19 protein-coding genes and 1 pseudogene are annotated in these 21,974 nt (G+C 75.4%); 11 read left to right on the top strand and 9 right to left on the bottom strand.

All coding sequences use genetic code 11. The features are described from left to right. Nucleotides 1-283: 283 nt before the first annotated feature. From ACVMYR_RS30780 to ACVMYR_RS30740, 9 genes are all read left to right on the top strand, one after another. On the top strand, nt 284-1,201 hold the full coding sequence (locus ACVMYR_RS30780; protein WP_457123471.1) for an FkbM family methyltransferase: 918 nt from the start codon (nt 284-286) through the stop codon (nt 1,199-1,201). Then, nucleotides 1,194-2,939: an N-acyl-D-amino-acid deacylase family protein gene (locus ACVMYR_RS30775; RefSeq protein ID WP_457123470.1), complete on the top strand. Its 1,746-nt coding sequence runs from the start codon at nt 1,194-1,196 to the stop codon at nt 2,937-2,939. The genes ACVMYR_RS30780 and ACVMYR_RS30775 overlap by 8 nt, the downstream gene beginning before the upstream one ends. Beyond that, the gene (locus ACVMYR_RS30770; RefSeq protein WP_457123469.1) at nt 2,936-3,952 is read left to right on the top strand and encodes a Gfo/Idh/MocA family protein; all 1,017 of its coding nucleotides are present in this window, start codon (nt 2,936-2,938) and stop codon (nt 3,950-3,952) included. The genes ACVMYR_RS30775 and ACVMYR_RS30770 overlap by 4 nt, the downstream gene beginning before the upstream one ends. Before the next feature lie 108 nt (nt 3,953-4,060). After that, on the top strand, nt 4,061-5,050 hold the full coding sequence (locus ACVMYR_RS30765) for an NAD-dependent epimerase/dehydratase family protein (protein WP_457123468.1): 990 nt from the start codon (nt 4,061-4,063) through the stop codon (nt 5,048-5,050). Continuing rightward, nucleotides 5,047-5,796 (top strand): HAD family hydrolase, encoded by a 750-nt coding sequence (locus ACVMYR_RS30760; protein ID WP_052503779.1) that lies wholly within the window; start codon nt 5,047-5,049, stop codon nt 5,794-5,796. The genes ACVMYR_RS30765 and ACVMYR_RS30760 overlap by 4 nt, the downstream gene beginning before the upstream one ends. Then, entirely contained in the window at nt 5,793-6,938 is a 1,146-nt protein-coding gene (locus ACVMYR_RS30755; protein ID WP_457123467.1) for a hypothetical protein, read from the top strand. The genes ACVMYR_RS30760 and ACVMYR_RS30755 overlap by 4 nt, the downstream gene beginning before the upstream one ends. Further along, entirely contained in the window at nt 6,935-7,669 is a 735-nt protein-coding gene (locus ACVMYR_RS30750; RefSeq protein ID WP_077937604.1) for an SDR family oxidoreductase, read from the top strand. Before ACVMYR_RS30755 ends, ACVMYR_RS30750 begins: the two co-directional genes overlap by 4 nt. Then, nucleotides 7,666-8,610, top strand: a complete 945-nt coding sequence (locus ACVMYR_RS30745) for an ACP S-malonyltransferase (protein WP_457123466.1) — start codon at nt 7,666-7,668, stop codon at nt 8,608-8,610. The genes ACVMYR_RS30750 and ACVMYR_RS30745 overlap by 4 nt, the downstream gene beginning before the upstream one ends. Next, nucleotides 8,607-9,869, top strand: coding sequence for a glycosyltransferase (locus ACVMYR_RS30740; protein ID WP_457123465.1), 1,263 nt, complete (start codon nt 8,607-8,609; stop codon nt 9,867-9,869). Before ACVMYR_RS30745 ends, ACVMYR_RS30740 begins: the two co-directional genes overlap by 4 nt. 107 nt (nt 9,870-9,976) lie before the next feature. Here ACVMYR_RS30740 and ACVMYR_RS30735 read toward each other — a convergent pair whose 3' ends face one another. The 9 genes from ACVMYR_RS30735 to ACVMYR_RS30695 form a co-directional block, all read right to left on the bottom strand. Further along, nucleotides 9,977-11,404, bottom strand: a complete 1,428-nt coding sequence (locus tag ACVMYR_RS30735; RefSeq protein ID WP_457123464.1) for a class I adenylate-forming enzyme family protein — start codon at nt 11,402-11,404, stop codon at nt 9,977-9,979. Then, entirely contained in the window at nt 11,401-12,399 is a 999-nt protein-coding gene (locus ACVMYR_RS30730; protein ID WP_457123463.1) for a hypothetical protein, read from the bottom strand. The genes ACVMYR_RS30735 and ACVMYR_RS30730 overlap by 4 nt, the downstream gene beginning before the upstream one ends. Beyond that, nucleotides 12,396-13,790, bottom strand: coding sequence for a beta-ketoacyl synthase N-terminal-like domain-containing protein (locus ACVMYR_RS30725; protein ID WP_457123462.1), 1,395 nt, complete (start codon nt 13,788-13,790; stop codon nt 12,396-12,398). The genes ACVMYR_RS30730 and ACVMYR_RS30725 overlap by 4 nt, the downstream gene beginning before the upstream one ends. Then, the gene (locus ACVMYR_RS30720; protein ID WP_457123461.1) at nt 13,783-15,021 is read right to left on the bottom strand and encodes an aspartate aminotransferase family protein; all 1,239 of its coding nucleotides are present in this window, start codon (nt 15,019-15,021) and stop codon (nt 13,783-13,785) included. The genes ACVMYR_RS30725 and ACVMYR_RS30720 overlap by 8 nt, the downstream gene beginning before the upstream one ends. Next, the gene (locus ACVMYR_RS30715; RefSeq protein WP_457123460.1) at nt 15,018-16,073 is read right to left on the bottom strand and encodes a hypothetical protein; all 1,056 of its coding nucleotides are present in this window, start codon (nt 16,071-16,073) and stop codon (nt 15,018-15,020) included. Before ACVMYR_RS30715 ends, ACVMYR_RS30720 begins: the two co-directional genes overlap by 4 nt. Then, nucleotides 16,066-16,317 (bottom strand): acyl carrier protein, encoded by a 252-nt coding sequence (locus ACVMYR_RS30710; protein ID WP_077937596.1) that lies wholly within the window; start codon nt 16,315-16,317, stop codon nt 16,066-16,068. The genes ACVMYR_RS30715 and ACVMYR_RS30710 overlap by 8 nt, the downstream gene beginning before the upstream one ends. 1 nt (nt 16,318) lies before the next feature. Beyond that, complete coding sequence (locus ACVMYR_RS30705) at nt 16,319-17,440, bottom strand: 3-dehydroquinate synthase II (protein WP_077937595.1); 1,122 nt, start codon at nt 17,438-17,440, stop codon at nt 16,319-16,321. Between the two features lie 22 nt (nt 17,441-17,462). Beyond that, nucleotides 17,463-18,230: a class I fructose-bisphosphate aldolase gene (locus ACVMYR_RS30700; protein WP_077937594.1), complete on the bottom strand. Its 768-nt coding sequence runs from the start codon at nt 18,228-18,230 to the stop codon at nt 17,463-17,465. A gap of 637 nt (nt 18,231-18,867) precedes the next feature. After that, nucleotides 18,868-19,491 (bottom strand): DUF2238 domain-containing protein, encoded by a 624-nt coding sequence (locus ACVMYR_RS30695; RefSeq protein WP_198956551.1) that lies wholly within the window; start codon nt 19,489-19,491, stop codon nt 18,868-18,870. A gap of 284 nt (nt 19,492-19,775) precedes the next feature. Here ACVMYR_RS30695 and ACVMYR_RS30690 point away from each other — a divergent pair, with 284 nt between their 5' ends. Beyond that, nucleotides 19,776-21,047 (top strand): sensor histidine kinase, encoded by a 1,272-nt coding sequence (locus tag ACVMYR_RS30690; protein ID WP_457123459.1) that lies wholly within the window; start codon nt 19,776-19,778, stop codon nt 21,045-21,047. Next, nucleotides 21,035-21,692 (top strand): annotated as a pseudogene (locus tag ACVMYR_RS30685) (response regulator). Before ACVMYR_RS30690 ends, ACVMYR_RS30685 begins: the two are co-directional and overlap by 13 nt. Nucleotides 21,693-21,974: the final 282 nt, after the last annotated feature.

Genomic DNA, 21,974 nt, shown 5'->3' with positions numbered 1-21,974 from the left:
GCCGCCACCCTTTCTGTACCGTCACCGGCCGCGTGTCAACGTAGCACATCCCGGGCCCACGCCGGGCCGCCCTCAGGGGCCGGCAATAGGGGTTTCCAGCCGTTCTCGACGTGTCGTATAAGGGCGTCGCATCGGCACTGGGAAATCAATTCTGGACCGGTCGAAGACATTGACGTACGCTGCGGTCTGACGACACGGTGGCGCCGCCATGGCATCGAGCGCCATCGACGGCCACGACCGAACTACGAACCATTGCGGGGGCTCTCATGATTCGGCCTTTGCCGTGACGGATGCGCAACGCCGGGCACTCGCCGAGAAACTGCGCCGCCACGCGGCGACGGCCGGGCGGCCGGTGCGGTCCTTCCTGCGCCGGCCGTACCCCACCGTCTTCCCGTCCACGGCGCGGCTGCGCCGCTGGCGGCACCGCGGCCACGCCCGGCTCGCCCACGGCCGCACGTTCTGGGGCGACCGGCTGCGGGTGCGGCTGCCCGACGAGATCTCCATCGCGATCCGTCGGCACGGCTTCATCGAGTACGAGCTGAGCGCCTTCCTGCTGCGCCACCTGCGCACCGGGGCGACCTTCCTCGACGTCGGCGCCCACCTCGGCTACTTCACGGTGCTGGCGGCGCGCTGCGTCGGCGAGTCCGGCCGGGTCGTGTCGTTCGAGCCCACCCCCGCGACGTACGCGCTGCTGACGCAGAACGTGGCCGGCCTCGGCAACGTCACGGCGGTGCCGGCGGCGGTCTGGTCGTCGCCGGGGACGCTCTCGCTCACCGACCACGGCGTCGGCTACAGCCCCTACAACTCGGCCTACCGCTCCCGGCTGCCGGCGGCGGTGCGGCAGCGGGTGGCCACCACCGTGCACGAGGTCGCCGCGGTCACCCTCGACGAGTTCGTCGCGGCGCGGGCGCTGACGCCCGACGTGGTGAAGATCGACGCCGAGAGCGCCGAGAAGAACGTCCTGGAGGGCATGGGCCGCCTGCTGGGCACGGTGCGCCCGGTCGTCTCGCTGGAGGTCGGCGACCTCGACGTGCCGGGCGCGCCGCGCAGCGCCGAACTCGTCGAGTTCATGGTCGGCCACGACTACCGGGCCTACGAGCTGTCCGACGGAATACCGCGACCGCATCGACCGAGGTCATCGTATGAATACGACAACCTCGTCTTCGTCGCCGCCGAGAAAGGACACCTGTTCGATGTATGACGTCGTCGTTCGGTCCGGCACGGTCGTGGACGGCACCGGGGACGCCGCCCGGACCGGTGACGTCGCCATTTCCGACGGCCGGATCGTGGCGGTCGGCAGGGTTTCCGGCCGGGGCCGGCGCGAGATCGACGCGGACGGGTGCATCGTCACTCCCGGATTCGTCGACATCCATACGCACTTCGACGGCCAGGTGACCTGGGACCCGTTGTTGACGCCGTCCTGCTGGCACGGCGTGACCACGGTGGTGATGGGCAACTGCGGCGTCGGTTTCGCCCCGGTGACCGAGCCCAACCGGGAGTGGCTGATCGGGCTGATGGAGGGCGTCGAGGACATTCCCGGCGCGTCGCTGTCCGAGGGCATCCGGTGGGCGTGGGAGAGCTTCCCGGAATACCTGGAGGCGGTCGCCGGCCTGCCCCGGGTGATGGACGTCGGCGCCCAGGTGCCGCACGGCGCCGTCCGGGCGTACGTGATGGGCGAGCGGGGCGCCGCCAACGAGCCGGCCACGCCGGAGGACATCGCCGCGATGACGGCCATCGTCCGGGAGGCGATGCACGCCGGGGCGCTCGGGTTCTCCACCTCCCGCACGACCACCCACCTGGCGATCAGCGGCGAGCCGGTGCCCGGCACGTTCGCGGCCGAGGACGAGCTGTTCGCCCTCGGCGGGGTGCTCGGCGAGCTGGGCACCGGCGTGTTCCAGCTGGTGCCCGCCGGGGCCGGCGGCGAGCCGATGGAGGACCAGTTCCGCGAGGTCAAGTGGATGCGGCGGCTCTCGGCGCAGGTGGGCCGGCCGATCACGTTCGGCCTGTTCCAGAACGACCACGAGCCGCACCTGTGGCGGGAGATCGTCGACATGGCGCGCCGGGCCAACGAGACCGAGGGCGCGCAGCTGTACCCGCAGATCGCCGGGCGGCCGTTCAGCGTCATCGTGGGCCTGGAGAGCACCCACCCCTTCAAGCGCCGCCCCACCTACCAGGAGCAGCTGGCGCACCTGCCGCTGGCCGAGCGGGTGACCCGGATGCGCGACCCCGAGATCCGGCGGCGGATCCTGGCCGAGGCCCCGGCCAGCGTCAACCCCCGGGCGCACCTCTTCCCCGAGGACTACGAGAAGTACTTCCCGTTCGGCCGGCAGCCCGACTACGAACCCGGGCGCGAGGACAGCGTCGCCGCCATCGCGGCCCGCGCGGGCCGCGACTGCGAGGAGGTCATGTACGACCTGCTCGTCGCCGGGGACGGCACGCAGACCTTCCTGCGTCCGCTGCTCGGCTACAGCGAGTTCAGCCTCGACCCGATCCACCAGATGCTCCGCGAACCGCACTGCGTCGTCGGGCTCAGCGACGCCGGCGCGCACTGCCGGCTGATCTGCGACGCGAGCACCCCGACGTCGCAGCTGACCCACTGGGCCCGGGACCGCTCGCGCGGCGAACGGCTCGGGCTGGAGTTCGTCGTACACAAGCAGACCTGGCAGACGGCCGCCCTGTACGGGCTGCGCGACCGGGGGCTGCTGCGGCCCGGGTTCAAGGCCGACGTCAACGTCATCGACTTCGACAACCTCGCGCTGCGGCCCCCGCAGTTCGTGCACGACCTGCCGGCCGGCGGCGGGCGGCTGATCCAGCGGGCCGACGGGTACCGGGCCACGCTGGTCTCCGGCGAGGTGACATTCGTCGACGGCGAGCACACCGGCGCGCGCCCCGGCCGGCTGATCCGGGGCGCCCGCGACACCGCCGGGGCGCGGCCGTGAGCCGGGCGCGGCGGCTGCGGGTGGGCCTCGTCGGGTGCGGCCAGATCGGCCGCATGTACGCCGAGCACCTGGCGGCGTCCGGCGACGTGGCGCTGACCTGCCACGACACGCGCGCCGGGCAGGCCGCGGCGCTGGCGGCGCAGGTCGACGGCGAGGCGTGCGACGACGTCGAGCGGCTCCTCGACGGCGCGGAGGCGGTGGTGGTGACCTCCTCGACGGAGAGCCACGACGCGCTGGTCGCGCTGGCGCTGGAACGCAAGCTGCCCACCTTCTGCGAGAAGCCCCTGACGCTGGACCTGCACCGGACCCGGGAGCTGGGCCTCGCCGCCGACCACGGCGGCACCCCGCTGTGGATCGGCTTCCAACGCCACTTCGACGCCGGGTTCAGCGCGCTGCACGACCGGATCGCCGACGGCGACCTCGGCACCGTCTACACGGTGCGGATGTTCTCCCACGACGCCGCCTGGCCGCCGCTGGAGCGCCTCGCCGCCTCCGGCAGCATCTTCCGCGACCTGATGCTGCACGACTTCGACATGGTGCGGTGGCTCACCGGCCGGGAGGTCAGCGGCGTCGCCGCGATCGGGGACGTGCTGGCCGTGCCCGAGCTGGTCGAGCTGCACGACTACGACGCGGTGGCGGCGACGCTGGGCGTCGAGGGCGGCGGGGTCGCCGTGCTCACGGCGGGACGGCACAGCCCGCTCGGCTACGACGTCCGCATCGAGGTGCTCGGCTCGCGGGACTGCCTGACCGTGGGGCTCGACGACCGGACCCCGATGCGGCAGGTCACCGAGCACGGCCCCGACCGGCGCCCCCGCCACCGCGACTACCGCGACCGCTTCGCCGCCGCGTACCGCGCCCAGATCGACGCGTTCCTCGCCGCCGCGCGGGGCGGCGAGTCCGACCCCCGGGCGGGCACCTGGCGCGACTCGTACGCGGCGCTGGCGCTGGCCATGGCGGCGGAGCGGTCCGTGCGTACCCGGTCCTTCGAACCGCCGGTCGAGGCGACGCCGTAACGCGCGGCCTGCCGTGACGCGGCCCGGGGAGCGCACCGACGCACCGACCCGTCGGGCGGGGCGCACCGGCCCCGGCGACGTACCGCCACCTGACTGAAGGGTTGTCCCATGACCAGACGCGCACTCGTCACCGGAGCCGGCGGCTTCATCGGCGGCCACCTGGTGACGTACCTCCAGGCCCAGGGCTGGTGGGTCCGCGGCGCCGACCTGCGGCTGCCGGAGTTCCGCGCCACGACCGCCGACGACTTCGTCGTGGGCGACCTGCGCGACCCGGAGGTCTGCCGGCGGGCGTGCGACGGCGTCTCCGAGGTGTACGCCCTCGCGGCGGACATGGGCGGCATGGGCTTCATCTCGAAGGACCCGGCGACGATCCTGCGCAACAACGCGCTGATCAACCTGCACACCGTCGAGGCGGCCCGGCTGGCCGGCGCGCAGCGCTACTTCCTCGCCTCGTCCGCCTGCATCTACCCCGAGTACGCGCAGACCACGCCGGACGTGCGGCCGCTACGCGAGGACGACGCCTTCCCCGCCGGCCCGCAGGACTCCTACGGGTGGGAGAAGCTGATGGCGGAGCGGCTCTGCGTGTACTACGCCGAGCAGTACGGCCTGGACGTCCGCATCGCGCGCTACCACAACGTGTACGGCCCCTACGGCACCTGGGACGGGGGACGGGAGAAGGCCCCCGCCGCGCTGTGCCGCAAGGTCGCCGAGGCGCCCCCCGGCGGGGAGGTGGAGATCTGGGGCGACGGCCGGCAGACCCGCTCGTTCTGCTACGTCGACGACTGCGTCGAGGGCACCTACCGGCTGATGCGCAGCGACCACGCCGAGCCGGTGAACATCGGCTCCGACCGCCTGGTGACCATCGACGAGCTGGCCGCCCTGGTGATGACGGCGGCCGGCCGCGACGACCTGCGCCTGCGGCACGTCACCGGCCCGCAGGGGGTGCGCGGGCGCAACTCCGACAACACGCTGGTGCGCCAGGTGCTGGGCTGGGCCCCCGACATCCCCCTCGAGGAGGGCCTCGCCGTCACGTACCGGTGGATCGCCGGTGAGGTCGCGGCCGCGCGGGGCGCCGCGGCGCACGCGACGCCGGCATGACGTCCCCCGGTTTCGTCCTGTTCGACCTCGACGGCACGCTCATCCGGCCCGGCGCGCCGGTGCAGCGCCTCCACATGTCCACGATGGCCGCCGCCATCGCCGACGTCTGCGGCACCGCCGAGGAGTTCCGCTACGAGGGCGGCCAGCTCTTCTACGCCGACATCGACCTGGCGGGCTTCACCGACGCCGGCACGGTGCACGCGGCGCTGCGCCACCACGGCGTCCCCGCCGGCCGGCTCCCCCGGCTCACCCGGCAGGTCATGGACGCGCTCGCCGCGCGCATCGGCGGGTCCGCGGCCGACGGGGACGCGGGCGCCGGCGACCTGCTCCCCGGCTGCCGGGCGTTGCTGGAGGCGCTGCGCGGCCACGGCTGCCCGCTGGGCATGAGCACCGGCAACGCCCGGTCGGTGGCCCGGTGGAAGATGCGCCGCACCGGCCTGGCGGACCTGCTGCGCGACGGCGGCTTCGGCGACGCCGCCCGCGACCGCGACGACGTGGTGGCCGCCGGGGTGGCCGCGCTGGGCGGCCACGGGCCCGGCGTGGTGGTCGGCGACACCGCCAAGGACGTCACGGCGGCGCACGCGTCGGGCCTGCGCTGCCTCGCCGTCGCCACCGGGGCCACGCCGGCCGACGAGCTGCGCGCGGCGGGCGCGGACGCGGTCGTGGCGGACCTCGGCGGCAGCGCCGCCCTCGACGCGGTGCTGCGGCTGCTCACCCCCGTTGCATCCACAGAAGGAGTCCGATGAGCGAGACACTGCCCCGCGTCGACGTCGTGATGACGACCATCGGCGACGGCGAGGCGTTCCTGTCGGCGTACCGGACGCTGCTCGGCGCGGCCGACGCGTACCGGCGGGTGCGGATCGTCGTCATCCCCGACCGCAAGACGCCCGCCGCCCTGTTCGACAACGTCGAGCGGGCCCGCCGCGACGGCCTGCACGTCGTCTGCCCCACCGTCGCCGAGCAGGACGCCCTCCTGGCCGACCTGGGCGCCCCCACCCTCGTGCCGTACGACTCCGACAACCGGCGCAACGTCGGCTACCTGCTGTCCTGGCAGTCCGACGCCGACTTCCTCGTCTCCGTCGACGACGACAACTTCCCCATCGACGGCGACTTCCTCACCGCCCACGCGATCGTGGCCGCCGGCCCCCGGCCGGCGCGGGTCGTCACCGCCGCCTCCGGCTGGTGGAACCCGTGCGGGCAGCTCACCGTCGCGCCGATGCCGGTCTACCCGCGCGGTTTCCCGTACGCGCACCGCAACCCCACCCCGACCACCGAGCGCACCGAGACGGTCGACGTGCGGATCAACGCCGGACTGTGGCTGGGCGACCCCGACGTCGACGCGATCACCCGCATCGCCGTGCGGCCCGAGGTGACCGCCATGCCCGGGCCGGCCCTGGTCTGCGACACCGACACCTGGGCACCCGTCAACTCGCAGAACACGGCCGTGCACCGCGACGCCATCCCCGCCTACTACTTCCCGCGCATGGGCTACCGCCACCACGGGCAGGAGATCGACCGGTACGCCGACATCTTCAGCGGCTACTTCGTGCAGGCGTGCGCGAAGCGGCTCGGGCACGCCGTGCGGTTCGGCGACCCGCTGGCCCAACACACCCGCAACGAGCACCTGCTGCTGCGGGACCTGCAACAGGAGCTCACCGCGATCGCGGTCCTGGAGGACGTGCTCGGCTGGCTGCACGACGCCAAGCTCGACGGCGACACCTACGCCGAGGCGTACGTGTCGCTGTCGTACCAGCTCCAGGACGCCGTCGAGGCGATGACCGGTCGGGTGTGGACCCACGAGCTGCGCGGCTTCGTCCACCAGATGGCCCACCTGATGCGGCAGTGGGTCGGCGTGCTCCAGCGCTGCCACGGCGGAACGCCGGCATGACCCGACGCACCGTCCTCGTCACCGGCGCGACCGGGGCGATCGGGCAGGCGGTGGCGCACGCGCTGGCCGGACCGGACGTGTCGCTGGTGCTGCACTACCACCGCGACGCCGCCGCCGCCGAGCGCCTCGCGGCCGAGTTGACGCCGCACACGGCCGGCGTCGCCACCGTACGGGCCGACGTCGGCACCGACGCGGGGGTCGCGGCCGTGCTGTCGGCGGCGCGCCGGGTCGGGCCGGTGGACGTGCTGGTCAGCAACGCGGCGGTGCTCCGCCCGGCCCCGGTGGCGCGGGTGCGCGCCGACGACTGGTCGGCCACCCTCGCGGTCAACCTGACCGCCGCGATGCTGCTCATCCGGGGCGTGCTGCCCGACATGACCGGCCGGGGACACGGCCGGATCGTGGTCACCACGTCCGTGGCGGGGCTGCGCGGCTGGCCGTTCCAGGCGGCGTACGCCAGCGCGAAGGCGGGGCTGGTGGGGCTGGTCAAGTCGGTGGCCCGGGAGACCGCCCGGTTCGGGGTCACCGCCAACGCGGTCGCACCGGGCTACGTGCCGTCGGCGATGAGCGCGCAGGGCGGCGACCCGGCCCGCGCGGCGATCCTGGCGCAGACGCCGATGGGCCGGGCCGGCACGCCCGCCGAGGTGGCCGCCGCCATCGCGTTCCTCGCCTCCCCCGGGGCCTCCTACGTCACCGGGCAGGTCCTCGCCGTCGACGGGGGGATGAGCGCGTGACGGCCCCCCGGTACGCGCTGCTCTTCCCCGGCCAGGGCGCACAGTTCCCCGGCATGGCCCAGCGCTTCCACGACGCCTCCCCCGCCGTGCGGGACCTGTTCGACCTGGCGGAGTCCCGCACCGGCCTGCCGCTGCGCGAGATCTGCTTCCGCACCGAGCGCACCGACCAGGCGCGGACGGACTGGAACCAGCCGGCGGTCTTCCTCGCCGGCCTCGCCGGCTGGTACGCCCTGGTCGAAGAGGCGGCGCGGCGCGGCGCGGAACACCCGCCGGTGTGCGTGGCCGGGCACAGCCTCGGCCACTTCACCGCCCTCGCGGCGGCCGGGGCGTTGTCCGCGACCGACGCGCTGGACCTGGTGGCCCGGCGCGGCGAGCTGATGCACCGGGCCAGCCTGGCCGCCGACGGCGCGATGGCGACCCTCATCGGGCTGTCCGAGCCGGCCGTCGCCGACCTGGTCCGCGCGGCCGGGGACAACGCCGTCTCGGTGGCGGCGGTGAACGGCCCCGACCAGGTGGTCGTCTCCGGCGCGGGCCCGGCCGTCGCCGCCGTCTCGCAGCGGGCCGTGGCGGCGGGCGCGGAACGGGTGGTGCCCCTCGCCATCGCCCTCGCCGCGCACTCGCCCCTGATGGCCCCGGCCGACGCGGGGTTCGCCCCGCTGGTGGCCGACGCCGACCTGCGGGAGCCCTGCGTCCCGGTGGTGCTGAACACGACCGGGCGGGCCAGCCGCGACGTCGCGGAGATCCGGGCCGACCTGCACCGGCACATGCTGGCCCCGGTGCGCTGGTGGCAGTGCCTGGCCACCGCCCGGGACGCGGGCGCCGACCTGCTGGTCGACGCGGGGCCCGGCCGCACGCTGAGCAAGGTGCTGCGCCGGGACCTGCCGGCCGACGCCGTGCACTCCCTCGACCATCCCCGTGGACTGGAGGCACTGCTCCCATGACCCGCAAGGTCCTCTTCTGCCCCTGGTCGGCCGGCGGCGGCGCCGGGTACACCGGCCGGGCGCTCGCCGCCGCCGCGCGGCTGCACGGGCGCTTCGAGTGCGCCTTCGGCCCGTCCGGGGTGCCCCGGATGGTCGCCGAGGGCGGCTACCGGATGATCGGGGAACCGGCGCCGGACGGCGCGCCGAAGCGGGTGCCGGCGTTCCTGCCGTTCGCCAACGTGGAACGCGTCTACGCGGTGACCGCGCGCTACTACCGCCGGTCGGTGCTGGCCGAGCACCTGCGGCGGGACCTGGCCGCCATCGACGAGTACCGGCCCGACGTCGTGGTCACCGACATGCAGCCCACGGCGGTGCTCGCCGCCCGGCTGCGGGGCCTGCCGCTGGTGTCCATCGCCGACACCGACTTCCTCAGCCCCGATCCGCTGGCGTGGATGCCGTGGAGCGCCGCCGACCCGACGACGCTGCTGCCGCACCCGAGCGCCCTGGACGCCCTCGACGCCGTCGCCACCGAGCACGGGCTCGACCCGGTCGGCAGCATCCCCGAGCTGCTGTGGGGCGACCTGACGGTGGTGCCGAGCGCGCCGGAGGTGGAGCCGCCGCCGCCCGCCCCGCCCGGCCGGTCGGGTCCGGCGTACGTCGGCCCGCTGTACTGGGATCCGCCCGGCGCGCCGTACGTGCCGCGCGCCGCCGCCGGCACCCGCCGGGTGTACGTCTCCATCGGCAGCGGCGGGATGGTGGCCGACACGGCGCTGCGGGAGGTGCTGGCCGCGTGCGACCGGCCCGACCTGTCGGTGTTCCTGTCGGCCGGGTTCGCGGCCCGCGAGTGGCTGCACCGCTACCCGAACGTGGAGCTGGGCGGGTTCACGGGCATCACCGGGCCGATCGGCTGGGCGGACCTGGTGGTCAACCACGGCGGCTACTCCACGGTGCTCGCCGGCCTGCTGCACGGCAAGCCGCAGGTGGTCCTGCCGTTCATGAGCGAGCAGGAGGCCAACGGCCGGCAGTTCCTCGCCGACCACGGCGCGGGCCTGGTGGCGCGGACCACCGAGGTCGAGCCCGACGGCCGGATCCGGTACGTCAACCGGCACTCGGGGGCCACCGACGATCCGGTCGTGCCGGCGGCCGACCTGGCGGCCACGATCGCAGAGGCGCTCGACGACGCCACGCTGGCGCAGCGGGCCGGCTACGCCCGCGACAGCCTCGCCCGGCTGCGCGCCGAGTCCGACCTCGCGGAGTCGTTCGCGGCGCTGCTGCGCTGAGCGGCGCGCCTCCGCGCCGAGCGGCCCGCCTCCACGTGAGCCGCCCGCCTCCACGTGAGCGGCCCGCCGCACGCCGCCGGTGCCCGACGCCGGCCCGCCCGCGCGGGTCAGCGCCAGGTGCCGGCGGCCAGCCCGCGCAGCAGCTCGGAGCGCAGCAGCTTGCCGTTGACGTTGCGGGGCAGCCGGTCGACGACGACCACCCGGGCCGGCATCTTGTACGCGGCCAGCCGCCCGTGCAGGAACGCGTACAGCGCCCGGTGGTCCAGCTCGCGGGCGGCCTCGACGAACGCCACGACCTCCTGCGCGCCGCCGGGCCCCGGCGCGCCGACCACCGCGCAGTCCCGCACGGCGGGGAACGCCCGCAGCGCGTCCTCGACCTCGGCGGCCGGCACCTTGTTGCCGGCGACGTTGAGCGTGCCGCCCCGGCGGCCGAGCAGGTGCAGCCGCCCGTCGGCGTCGAGCCGGCCCACGTCGCCGGTCGGCTGGGGCCCGTGCCCGGCCGGCCCGGGGGGCGGCTCGGCGGCGTGGACGCGGGTCGGCGGGCCGGCGCAGGACACGAGGACGTCCCCGGGGCCGGGCGCGGGGTCGACGGTCAGCGTCACCCCGGCGACCGGCCGGCCGACGGAGCCGGCGACCGACTCGGTGTCGAGGGTCAGCATGCCGTGCTCGGAGGTGCCGTAGTGCTCGCCGATGCGCCAGCCCACCGCCTCCGTCCACCGCCGGCGGTCCTCCGGCGGCAGTGGCGCGCCCGCCGAGACGCAGAGCCGGGGCCGGTGCCGGGTGGCGAGGCCGGCGGTCGAGAACCACCGGTACAGCAGCGGTACGGACAGCAGCACCGCCACCCGGTGCCCGTCGACGGCGTCGGCCACCGTGCGCGGGCCCGGCCGCTGGTCCAGCGCCACGTACGTGCCGCCGGCGACCAGCGTCGTGACGATGCCGCCGCACAGGGCGTAGCTGTGGTGCGGCGGGGTCGTGCAGGCGACCACCTCGCCGGGGGCCAGCTCCAGCGCGGCGGCGAACGCCCGCGCGTTGGCCGTCACGGCCGGCCAGGGCCGCTCCACGCACTTCGGCCAGCCCTCGCTGCCCGACGTCGACAGCCCCAGCCCGGCGGGCCCGTCCCCGGCGGGGACCTGGGGCGGCCCGTGGTGGCCCGCGTCCCCGGCGGCGGACCCGTCGAGCCCCGCGAACTCGGCGACCGTGAGCCCCTCGACCGTGAGCCGGTCGCCGTCGCCGGTGACGAGCCGGTCGGCGCGGAACAGCGACCGGGCCCGGTCCCGCTCGTCGTCGGCGGCCCGGGCGTCGCCGACGAGCAGCGGCACGTCCGCGATCGTGGCGGCCACGACCGTCACGGCGACGTCTGCCGCGCACCGCGCGACGGTGGCGGCCCGGCCGGTCAGCCCCGCCGCGAGCCCGTCCGCCCGCCGCAGCAGCTCGGCGTACGTCAGCGTCCGGTCGCCGGCGACGACCGCCGGGCGGTGCGGGTTCCTGCCCGCCACCTCGGCGAGCGCGTCCGCGAGGGTGGCCGGGCCGCTCATCGGGCGAGCACCACGTCCCACGCCCCGGGCCGACCGGCCACGACGACCACGACCCGGCTGGCGGCCTCCCCCTCGGCGGCGGTCTCCGTGCCGGGGGCGGTGGGCGGGGCGACCGCCTCGGCGAGGGCGCACACCGGCCCGACGGCCGGCGAGGACGCCCCACCGACCCACGTCCGGGCCCGGGGGAACGCCGCGCCGAACTCGGCGCGGGCGGCCTGCTGGACGGCGACGGTCGCGCCGCACAGCCGCACGTCGGCGACGGCCGCCGGGTCGACGCCGGCCGCGTCCAGCACGTCCGGCAGCGCCCGGCCGGACGCCACGCCCCGGGCCACCGACAGCCGGTGGCAGTCACCGGCGTCCCCGGTCGCCTCCCGGCCGAGCAGCACGGCCGCCACGTCGCCGAACTGGGCGTGGTGCGGCACCCCGAGCCGGTCCAGCGCCGCGTCCGCGAACGGGGTGAGCGCCTCGTACGCGCCGACCAGCACCGTGTCGGCCTGGCCGGTGGCCAGCCGGCGCACCGCGTGCAGGAGGGCCTGCATCCCGCCGTCGCGCCCGAGCAGCGTCGTCGCGGCGCCGCCGAGCCCGTGCGCCACCGCCGCCGCCGACACCAGCGAGTGCGGCGAGTAGTAGACGAACATCTCCGGCGCGAGCCACTTCGGCCCGGCCTCGTCGAGCTGCTCGTGCATGACCTCGCCGACGCGGGCCATGCCGTAGAGGGTGCCCACCGCGACCTCGGTCTCCCGGCGGGCGGCGGCGTCCAGCCCACCGGCCGCCACGACCCGGCCGACGACGTCGGTGAACCGGTCGACCACGACGCGGGTCAGGTCGGGCTCGGCGGGCCAGCCGTCGCGCCCCCGGGCCCGGTTGCGCGCCGCCTCGTCGAGGGCGAACCGGTCGCTGCCGCCGGCCGCCAGCCGCACCGTCGTCACGGTCGCCGCGCCGACCGGCGCCGTGTGCACGCCCGCTCCCGTGCCCACCCCGGCTCCCGTGCTCACGCCCGCTCCCAGACGACGGCCGTGTTGACGCCGCCCAGGCCGCAGGAGACGGAGACGGCCGACCGGGCGTCGACAAGCTCCCGGGGCTTGGTCACGATGTCGTACTCCCTCCACTGCGGGTCGACGGGCTCGGCCGCCGTCGTCGGGGTCAGCGTCCCGTGCCGCAGCGACAGCAGGCACGCCAGCGACTCGATGACCCCGGCCGCGCCCTGGCAGTGCCAGAGCAGACCCTTCACGCTGTTGATCGGTAGCGTCCGGACCCGGTCGCCGAAGACGTCCGCGAGCGCCCGCATCTCGGCCACGTCGCCGAGCTTGGTGCCGGGGCCGTGGGCGTTGACGAACGAGACGTCGCCCGGCGCGAGGGCCGCGGCGGCCAGCGCGCGGCGCAGCGCCAGCTCGATCCCGGCGGACTCGGGGGCCGCCATGTGGGTGGTGAAGCTGCTCGCCCCGTAGCCGGCCAGCCGGCCGAGGACGGCGTCGTCGCCGGGGGACGGCCGGCGCAGCAGGCAGGCGGCGGCGGCCTCGGACAACGCGATGCCCCGCCGCGCCTCGTGGAACGGCTGGCAGCCGTCCACGCCGAGCGTGCGCAGGGCGGCCAGGCCGTGGAACGCGGACTTCGACACCGTGTCCGCGCCGACGACGAGCGCCTCCTCGGCGTCGCCGGCGAGCAGCAGGTCGCGGGCGTACCCGAGGGCCACCGCCCCGGAGGCCGACGCGCTGCCCACGGTGACGGCCGCGCCGAGGCCGAGCTTCTCGGCGGCGCGTTCGGCGACCCACCCGGCCAGCGCCGCCCGGTCGTCGCCCGCCCCGGCGAGGGCGTGGCCGAGGGCGTTGCCGCCGGTGTCGGTGGTGCCGACGACGAGCGTGACGCCGGCCCGGCGGCCCGGGTCCAGGCCGTCGAGCGCCTCCCCGGCGGCCAGGCAGACCAGGTCGAGCAGGCGGTCCGGTGCCACCACGTCGGCGGCGGATGCGCCGGCCACCGCGCCGGCCCGGTGGCCGCGCGCGGCGTTGTACGGCATGGGCAGCCGGTGCGCCCGCTCGGCCAGCAGGCCGTCCCACAGGGCCGGCACGCCGTGGCCGGTGGGGGCCACCACGCCCATCCCGACCACGTCGAGCCGGCCGCCGGTGCGGCCGTCCGGGCGGTCGGCGGCGACGGCCGCGGCGGCGAGGGACGCGACCGACGCCGCCGGGTCGAGCACGGCGTCGTCTCCGATGGTGAGATCCCACCGCTGGTGCAGCTCGGCGGCGACGGTGATCAGGGTGACCGAGTCGACGCCGAGGACGGCCAGCGGCTCGTCGTCGCCGAGGCCGTCGACCTGCTCCGGGTCGCGGTAGCGGGCCAGCAGCTCGCGGACGCGGTGGACGACCTGCGGCCGGCCCGGTTCAGCCATGGGCGGCCGCCTCGGCGGCGCGGAAGCCGGACGCGGTCGCCTCCAGCGCGGCGTCGACGTCCTCGTCGGTCATGGCACCGCAGACGTACCAGTGGTGGTTGGGGTGCAGCAGCAGGCCCCGCCGGGTCGTCTCGGTGTAGAACGCGTCGTGCGCCCGGCCGCGCGCCGCCTCGTCGGGGTCGGTGAACCGCAGGAACGGCATCTGCGGCACCCCCAGCACCCGGCCGGGCAGGCCGTGCTCGGCGAGCTGCTTGGCCAGCCCCGCCTGGAGCCGCTCGCCGAGGCGCTCGACGTGCGTGAGGATCGCACCGTCGCGCAGCTGGCTGATGGTGGCCACCGCCGCCGCCATCTCGGCGCCGTTGACGTGGAACGTCGAGCTGATGTGCACCTCGCCGACGGCCCGCATCACCTCCTCGCGGCCCACCAGGGCGGAGATCGGGTAGCCGTTGGCCATGGCCTTGCTGAACGTCACCAGGTCGGCCTGGACGCCGTAGCGCTCCTGCGCGCCGCCGGGGGCCATCCGGAAGCCGGAGCGCATCTCGTCCAGGACGAACAGCGCGCCGTGCTCGTGGGCCAGCTCCGCCGCGCCGGCCAGGAAGCCGGGGGCCGGCGGGTCCACCTCGAAGGGCATCATCAGCAGGCAGGCGACCTCGCCGGGGTGGCGCTCGAACGCGGCCCGCAGGCTGTCCAGGTCGTTGTAGTCGAAGCTGTCCACCACGGCCTGGGCCTCGGTGGGCACCCCGCCGGGGCGGGTGGCGCACCAGTCGTGCCAGCCGTTGTAGCCCCAGCGGATCACCCGCGTCCGCCCGGTGTGCACGCGGCTGAGCCGGACGGCGGCGCTGGTGGCGTCGGAGCCGGTCTTGAGCAGGAAGACCTTCTCGGCGTGCGGGATCACCGCCGTCAGCAGCTCCGCCAGCTCCACCTGGACCCGCTTGCGCAGCGTGATGGCGAAGCCGTCGCGGATCTCCCGCAGGACCGCCTCGGTGACCACCGGGTCGGCGTGCCCGAGGATGATCGTGCCGTAGGCGAGGATCAGGTCGAGGTAGCGGTTGCCGTCGACGTCCCAGATGTGGGCGCCGCTGGCGCGCTCGCCGTACAGCGGGTACGCCCCGTCGACGAGGCGGTCGCGGGCCAGGACGTAGCCCTCGTAGGCGAGGGTGGCGTCGACCGCCACGGCGCGCCGCCGCAGCGCCTGGGACTCGCTCAGGTCGAGTGGGCCTTCTCCGGTCATCGGTTCCTCTCCTCGTCGCGGTGCTGGTCGGCGGGCGCGACCCGGTCGGCGTAGCACCACGCCTGGTTGCGCACGATCCGCCGCCAGACGCCCTCGTCGTCGCCGGTGGCGTCGGGGGCCGGTGCCGGCAGGTCGAGCTGGCGGTGCAGCTCGTCGCCGAGCCGGGCCAGCGCCGCCTCGCACGCCTCGAAGACGCCGAGCACCGGGGCGTACACGGACGTGTCGTCGGCCTGCGCGCCCGCCCAGCGGTGCGCGCCGATGAGGGTCCGACCGAGCTTCTGCGCCGCGCGGGACGCGGCGAGCAGCTCGGTGGCCAGCGCCGGATACGCCTTCTCGACGGCCAGCGCGGTGAGGAACAGCGACGGCTGGACCGCGCCGAGCACGACCACGTGCAGGGCCCGGGCGGCGGGCCCGGTGAGGCCGTCGCGCCGCCAGCGCCGGGCGACGGCGCGCAGCGCCGGCAGGTCCTCGGCCAGCGCCACGGCGGTCGGCTCCAGCAGCGTGGCGCGCAGCGCGGCGGCGTCGTCGTGGGGCGGGGTGAAGTGCGCGGTGGCGAACCGGCAGCAGCCCCGGACCACGTCGGGGGTGACCGGGATCCGGCGGCGGTACCCGTCGGCCGGCGGCGCGTCGGTGTCCAGCACCTCCAGCACCTCGCCGTCGTACGCCACGGCGAGCACCATGTGGTCGAGGAAGTGCGCGACCCCCTCGAACTCGTCGCCGGGCCAGTAGTAGCGGTCCGGCATCAGCACGCACGGGGTGCCCGCGGCGACCAGCGCGGTGAACTCGTCCCAGTGCTCGTGGCCGTCGACCGCGTTGCGCCAGTCCAGCCGGCCGTGCCGGAACCAGGAGGACTTGCGCCGGTCGCCGCGCAGTTCCAGCGGCACGGCGAGGGCCTGGGCGATCTCCCGGTTGTCGAAGCCCTCGGCCCGCAGCGCCGACTCGACGCAGCGCAGCAGGCAGCTCAGCCCGTCCAGGGGGCCGTCGTCCCAGCCCAGCGACAGCCCCGGGTCCATGACCGGGGGGCGGCGGGTCCGCGTCGCGCCCTCAGCCATTGATCCGCGCGTCGATCGCCTTGGCCAGGTCGCCCACCGTGACGTACCGGCTCAGCTCGAAGTCCTCGTCGGCGAAGTCGGCGTCGTGCTGGCGCTCGAAGTGCGACATCAGGTACGCCATGTCGATCGAGTCGACCGCCAGGTCGAGCAGCCGGTCGTCGGGGCCGATCGAGTCGACCGGGTTGCCCTGGCGGCGCAGCAGCAGCGCGACGAGCTGGTCGAGGGTGCTGTCGGCGTCGGTCATCTCAGTTCTCCTTGATCGATTCGCTGACCGGGATGCCCACGTGGCGGCCGGGCACGGCGGAGATCGCCAGCATCCGGTCGCCGACGGCGATGGCGGTGCAGTTGGTCACCGCGCCGGCCGCGTCGAACAGCCGCACGTGCCAGTCGTCCTGCACGATGGTGTTGATCGTCGAGTCGCCGATGCGGCACTCGATCAGGCGCAGCGGACGCATCTCGGTCTTGATCCGGCCGACCAGGACGGGACGGGCGCGCCCGGCGGTGTTCACGGCGAGGACCTGCTCGCCGGCGCTGAGGTCGGTGATGTACGCGGTGCGCCCGGCCGGCGTCCACACGTAGGAGTGCACCGCGCCGGCGTTGACCCGGAAGGGCCGCAGGTTCATGTACGGCAGGTAGTGCACCTCGGCGCAGACCAGCAGCCCGCCCGAGGAGGTCGAGCCGACCAGGATCCCCTCGTCGGGCTCGAACAGGTCGGTCGTGTCCACGCAGCCGCGCATGCCCATGCCGATGGACCGCACCGCCGTCACCTCGGCCTCGACCAGGTCGAGCTGCTCCGTGCGCCGCTCCAGCAGCTCCCGGGCCAGCCGCACCACCTCCCCGGGGGTGGAGACGCGCAGCAGCATCGCGTCCGGGCCGTGCTGGAGCACCCCCCGGGTGACCAGGGCGTCCACGGAGTTGTGCACGCGCTTGACGACCGTGGTGCGCTGCGACTGGGCCTCGGCGACGATCAGCTCCAGCGGGATGTTCGTCTCGTCGGCGAAGCTGACCAGCAGCACGTCGACGTGGCCGAGGGCCGCCACGGCCTCCTGCATCGTCTCGGCGTCGGTGACGTCGATCCAGCGCCCCCGCCGCCAGCGGCCCCCGTGCGGCACGGCGGCGAGGGTGGCGTGGTCGGCGGCGATGACGGTCAGCGACCGGGCCGGGTCGAGCTTGTCGAGCTGGGCCGGCTCGGTGACGAGCACCGCCACCTCGACCCGGTCGGGCAGGGCGGTGTCGGGCACCGCGTCCGGCGGGACCATGACGCCCCGCACGGGCGCCTGGACGACCGCCGCCACCATGTCGGGCAGGCCCTCGCGCAGGTGCGACAGGTCGCACCAGAGCGGGATCAACGCGTCACTGTCGGACACGGTCGTGCCTCCTTCGTCGGGGTCAGCCGGGGTTGTTGGCGTGCACCAGCGCGTGCAGGTCCGCGAGGGCCGCCTCGGGCGCGGCGTGCTGCTGCACCTTGCGCCCGATGCAGACGCCCGCCGCGCCCGCCGACAGGGCGTCCTTGACGTCGAGCAGGACGTCCTCCCAGGAGTCGGACGGCTCGCCGCCGGCCATCACGACCGGGGCGAAGCAGCCGTCGACGACCGTGGCGAACGAGTCGGCGGAGCCGGTGTAGGGGACCTTGACGATGTCGCTGCCCAGCTCGGCCGCGGCGCGGGCGGCGTGGGCGATCTTCTCCGGAGCGGCGGTGGGGTCGACGCCGGCGACGTACACCATCGCCAGCAGCGGCATGCCCCACTGGGCGCACGCGCCGGCGAGTTGCGCGAGGTCGTGCAGCATGTCGGTCTCCTCGGGCACGCCGAAGGTGACCTGCGCCGACACGGCGTCGGCGCCCACCCGGACGGCCTCGACGACGTCGCCGGTGAGCGTCTTGACGTGGCCCCGGCCCGACAGGGCGGTGCCGGCGGAGAGGTGCATGACGACGCCCGTGGAGCGGGCCACCTCCGCCGGCACCCGCCGCAGCACCCCCCGGTGGCCGATGATGCCGTTCGGCGCCCCCGCCAGCAGCCGGACGAGTTGGGAGTCGATCGCGTCCAGCCCGGCGATCGGACCCATCGTCACGGGTTGGTCGATCGGCATGAGCACGGTGCGTCCACTGGTCGGACCCCACAGCCGCCGCAGCCGCCGCTCACGACCCGTTGACTCCATGTGTGCCTCCTTCAGGCGGACGATGACCCGGACCCGGGCGACCGCGGACTCGCGTGGTTGGCCAGGACGTGCGCGAACGGGCCGGCCGTGGACGCACGGCCACCCGGGACGGGACCTCGCCCGACCGCCCGGGGGGCACCCGCTCAGGGGGCCGGCACGGCCGGGTCAGGTGTCGGGGCCGGGGTCACCGGCAGACGGCGTGGGCCGCGACTTCGCCATTCCCCCGTGTACGTCAGCATCGTGGGTAGCCAACCGCCCGTCGTATCCGATTCGAGTCGCCGCCACATCCGCAAAGCCCAGCAAGCATTGTGGGACATTTGCCGGCGTCAGTGTAGCGAGGATCAGGACGCGGGACACCCCTTAGTCTCGACCCCTAACATCGCCCCGTCCGCCGCGACGCGACACAGCGGTCGGCAGATCGACGCCGATCACACGCAGCCACTGCCGGACGATGGGCCGGAACCCGCTCCCACGTGCCCAGACGCCCGGCAGAGCCGCGCGCCGCCGCCAGCAGGTCGCGCTGTAGGGAGCACGCCGACCAGCCGAGCCGCGACATTTGTCGACATGACGGATGTCAATGACAGCGGTAGCCTGGGCAACGCCGGTAAACCATTCGTCCGCACACCTGCGGCGCGGTTCAGTCGCGCGCTGCCGACGGCGGAAGCTGCCGGTCGTGCAGCCGGCTGAGCAGGGCCAGCGACGTGATTGCGCCGAGCAGCGCCAGGAACATGTCCCACTGGGTGTCCCAGACGTCCCCCTGGGTGGCGAGGAAGTCGTCGGCGGCCGAGCCGCCGGCCACCGCCGCCCACCACTCGATCATCTCGAAGAAGGCGCTGAAGGCCAGGCAGGCGCAGACCACGAGCGGGGCGAGCCAGCGGCTGCCCCGCAGCGGGGAGCGGCGGACCAGGATCTCCCGGACCAGGATGGCCGGCACGAAGCCCTGCGCGAAGTGCCCGAGCCGGTCGTACGGGTTGCGGGACAGGTCGAACAGGTCGCGCACCCAGTCGCCCAGCGGGGTACGCGCGTACGTCCAGTGCCCGCCGGCGATGAGGATCAGCGCGTGGACCGCGAGCAGGCAGCACAGCAGCGTGCTCAGCGGGAAGCGCCGCCAGGTGAGCAGCACCACCGGCACGCCCACGATCACCCACACCGTCTCCAGCAGCCAGGTGAGCCGGTCGTACGGGCGGATGCCGGACGCCACCAGCGCCACCAGGACGAGGGCCAGCAGTGCCGGGGGGAGGACCGCGCGCGCTCGGGACACCGACGACCGCCTGTTCGGTTGTGCCAGGCCGGCAGCCGCCGGTCGGTCGCCGACGATATCCCCCGCTGATCGGGCAGTCAGCGGCAGGGCGGGCGCGCCGAGGAGTACATCGACTGGTCCGGCACCGGCGTCCTCGCCCCGGCGCAGCCGGACGCCACCGGGCCGGCCCGATCCCGCCAGGCGGGCGGATCCGGTACAGCAGGCACTACTTTCCGGCCCCGGCGGTGCCGCCGGCCCGCCGCGGTGCCCTACTGTCGCTGCTGTCCCGCGGGGAGGAGGCGACGATGGCGTCGGACGAGCACGCCCGGCCCGGCCCGGCTGCCGGTCGCCGGTGGCCGCCCTCGGCCCGGGTCCGCGTCAGCCTGGACGCGTTGGAGCGCCTCGTCGGCGGACTCGGCACCGCCGTCCTCGCCCTGTCCGCCCTGGCCCTGCTGACGGTCACGGCGCTGGCCTGCCTGGTCGGCGTCGGCCTGCCGGCGGTGCCGTACGCGCTGCGGGCGCTGCGCCTGGTCGCCGACCGGGAACGCGACCGGCTGTCCCGCACCGGCCCGGTCATCGCCGCCGGGCTGCCGGCGCCGGAGACCCTGCGGTCCGCCGTGGCCGACCCGACCGTCCGGCGGGAGGCGCGCTGGCTGGTCACGCACGCCACCCTGGGGCTGTTCCTCGGCCTGCTCGGCCTGACGCTGCCGATCAACGTGCTGCGCGACGGCACGTTCCCACTGTGGTGGCGGCTGCTCCCGGCCGGCGAGGCGACCTCGGCGCTGGGCTTCCCCGTCGTGACCGACACCGCCGGGGCGCTCGGGGTCGGCCTGTTCGGCCTCGGCTGGCTGGCCCTCGTCGGCTACGCCACGCCCGCCCTGGCCCGCCTCCAGGAGCTGCCCGGCCGCCGGCTGCTCCCGCCCGACCCGGGTGCCGACCTGGTGCTGCGCGTCGCCGAGCTGACCGCGACGCGGGCCGCCGCGCTCGACGCCCACGCCGCCGAGCTGCGGCGCATCGAGCGGGCCCTGCACGACGGCACGCAGAACCGCATCGTCGGCGTCACCGTGCTGCTCGGCGCGGCCCGCCGGGCGGTGGCCCGCGACCCGGCCGATGCCGACGCGCTCCTGGAGCGGGCGCAGCGGGCCGCCGAGGACGCCCTCGCCGAGCTGCGCGCGGTCGTCCGTGGCATCCTGCCGCCCGTGCTCACCGACCGCAGCCTGCCCGACGCGCTGCTGTCGCTGGCCGCCACCTGCCCCGTCCCGGCCCGCGTCGACGCGGACGTGCCCGGCCGGTGCGCCGCGTCGGTGGAGGCCACCGCATACTTCGTGGCCGCCGAGGCGCTGACCAACGTCGCCCGGCACAGCGGGGCGCGACGGGCCACGGTGACCGTGCGCCGCGCCGGCGACCGGCTGCGCGTGACGATCGTCGACGACGGTCGCGGCGGCGCGGACGAGCGCGCCGGGTCGGGGCTGTCCGGCATCCGGCGGCGGGCCGAGGCACACGACGGGAAACTGACCCTGACCAGCCCGCCGGGCGGTCCGACCACTGTGGAGGTGGACCTGCCGTGCGGATCGTGATCGCCGAGGACGACGCGCTGCTGCGCGAGGGGCTGGCGCTGCTGCTGCGCGCCGAGTCGCTGGACGTCGTCGCCACCGCCGACAACCCGACCACGTTCCTGGCCGCCGTCGACGCGCACTCCCCCGACGTGGCGATCGTCGACGTGCGGATGCCGCCCACCCACACCGACGAGGGGATCGTCGCCGCCGTCGAGGCCCGCCGCCGGCAGCCCGGCCTCGCCGTCCTGGTGCTCTCCGCGTACGTTGAGCAGGCGTTCGCCACCGACCTGCTCGCCCGGGGCGGCGCCGGGCTCGGCTACCTGCTCAAGGAGCGGGTGGGCCGGGTGGAGGAGTTCCTGGTCGCCCTGCGCCGGGTGGCCGGGGGGCGGCACGGCCATCGACCCGGACGTGGTCGCCCAGTTGCTGGTCCGCAGCCGGCCCGACACCCGGCTGGACCGGCTCAGCCCCCGCGAACGCGACGTGCTCGCGCTGATGGCCGAAGGGCTGGGCAATGCGGCCATCGCGGAGCGGCTCTTCGTCACCGACGGGGCCGTGCACAAGCACATCCGCAGCATCTTCGCCAAGCTCGACCTCGCGCCCACCGACCGCACGGACCGCCGCGTCGCCGCCGTCCTGCACTACCTCAACACCCCCACCCCCACCTGACCCACCCACCCCGCACCCCGCCCCGCGCCGGTGATCAAGAGGTTTGTGTCAGGCCGAAGATCAAACTTGACGCAAACCTCTTGATCACCGCCGTCGGCGCGGTCCACGGGCGCGGCGCGGGCGGCGGTGGGTGTTCGTGGGTGGCACGGGGGGTGGGGTTGTCGCGGTTATTACGATGAGTGCTCGTCGATATCGCGCTTCGGGGGGATTCGCGTGTCATCTTCCGGATCCGGAGGAAGGCGGGGCCGGCGCAGGCCACGGGTGCCACAGCCGACGGACACG

This window comes from Micromonospora sp. PTRAS2 (assembly GCF_054052245.1).
This window is presented reverse-complemented; position numbering and strand designations above follow the sequence as displayed.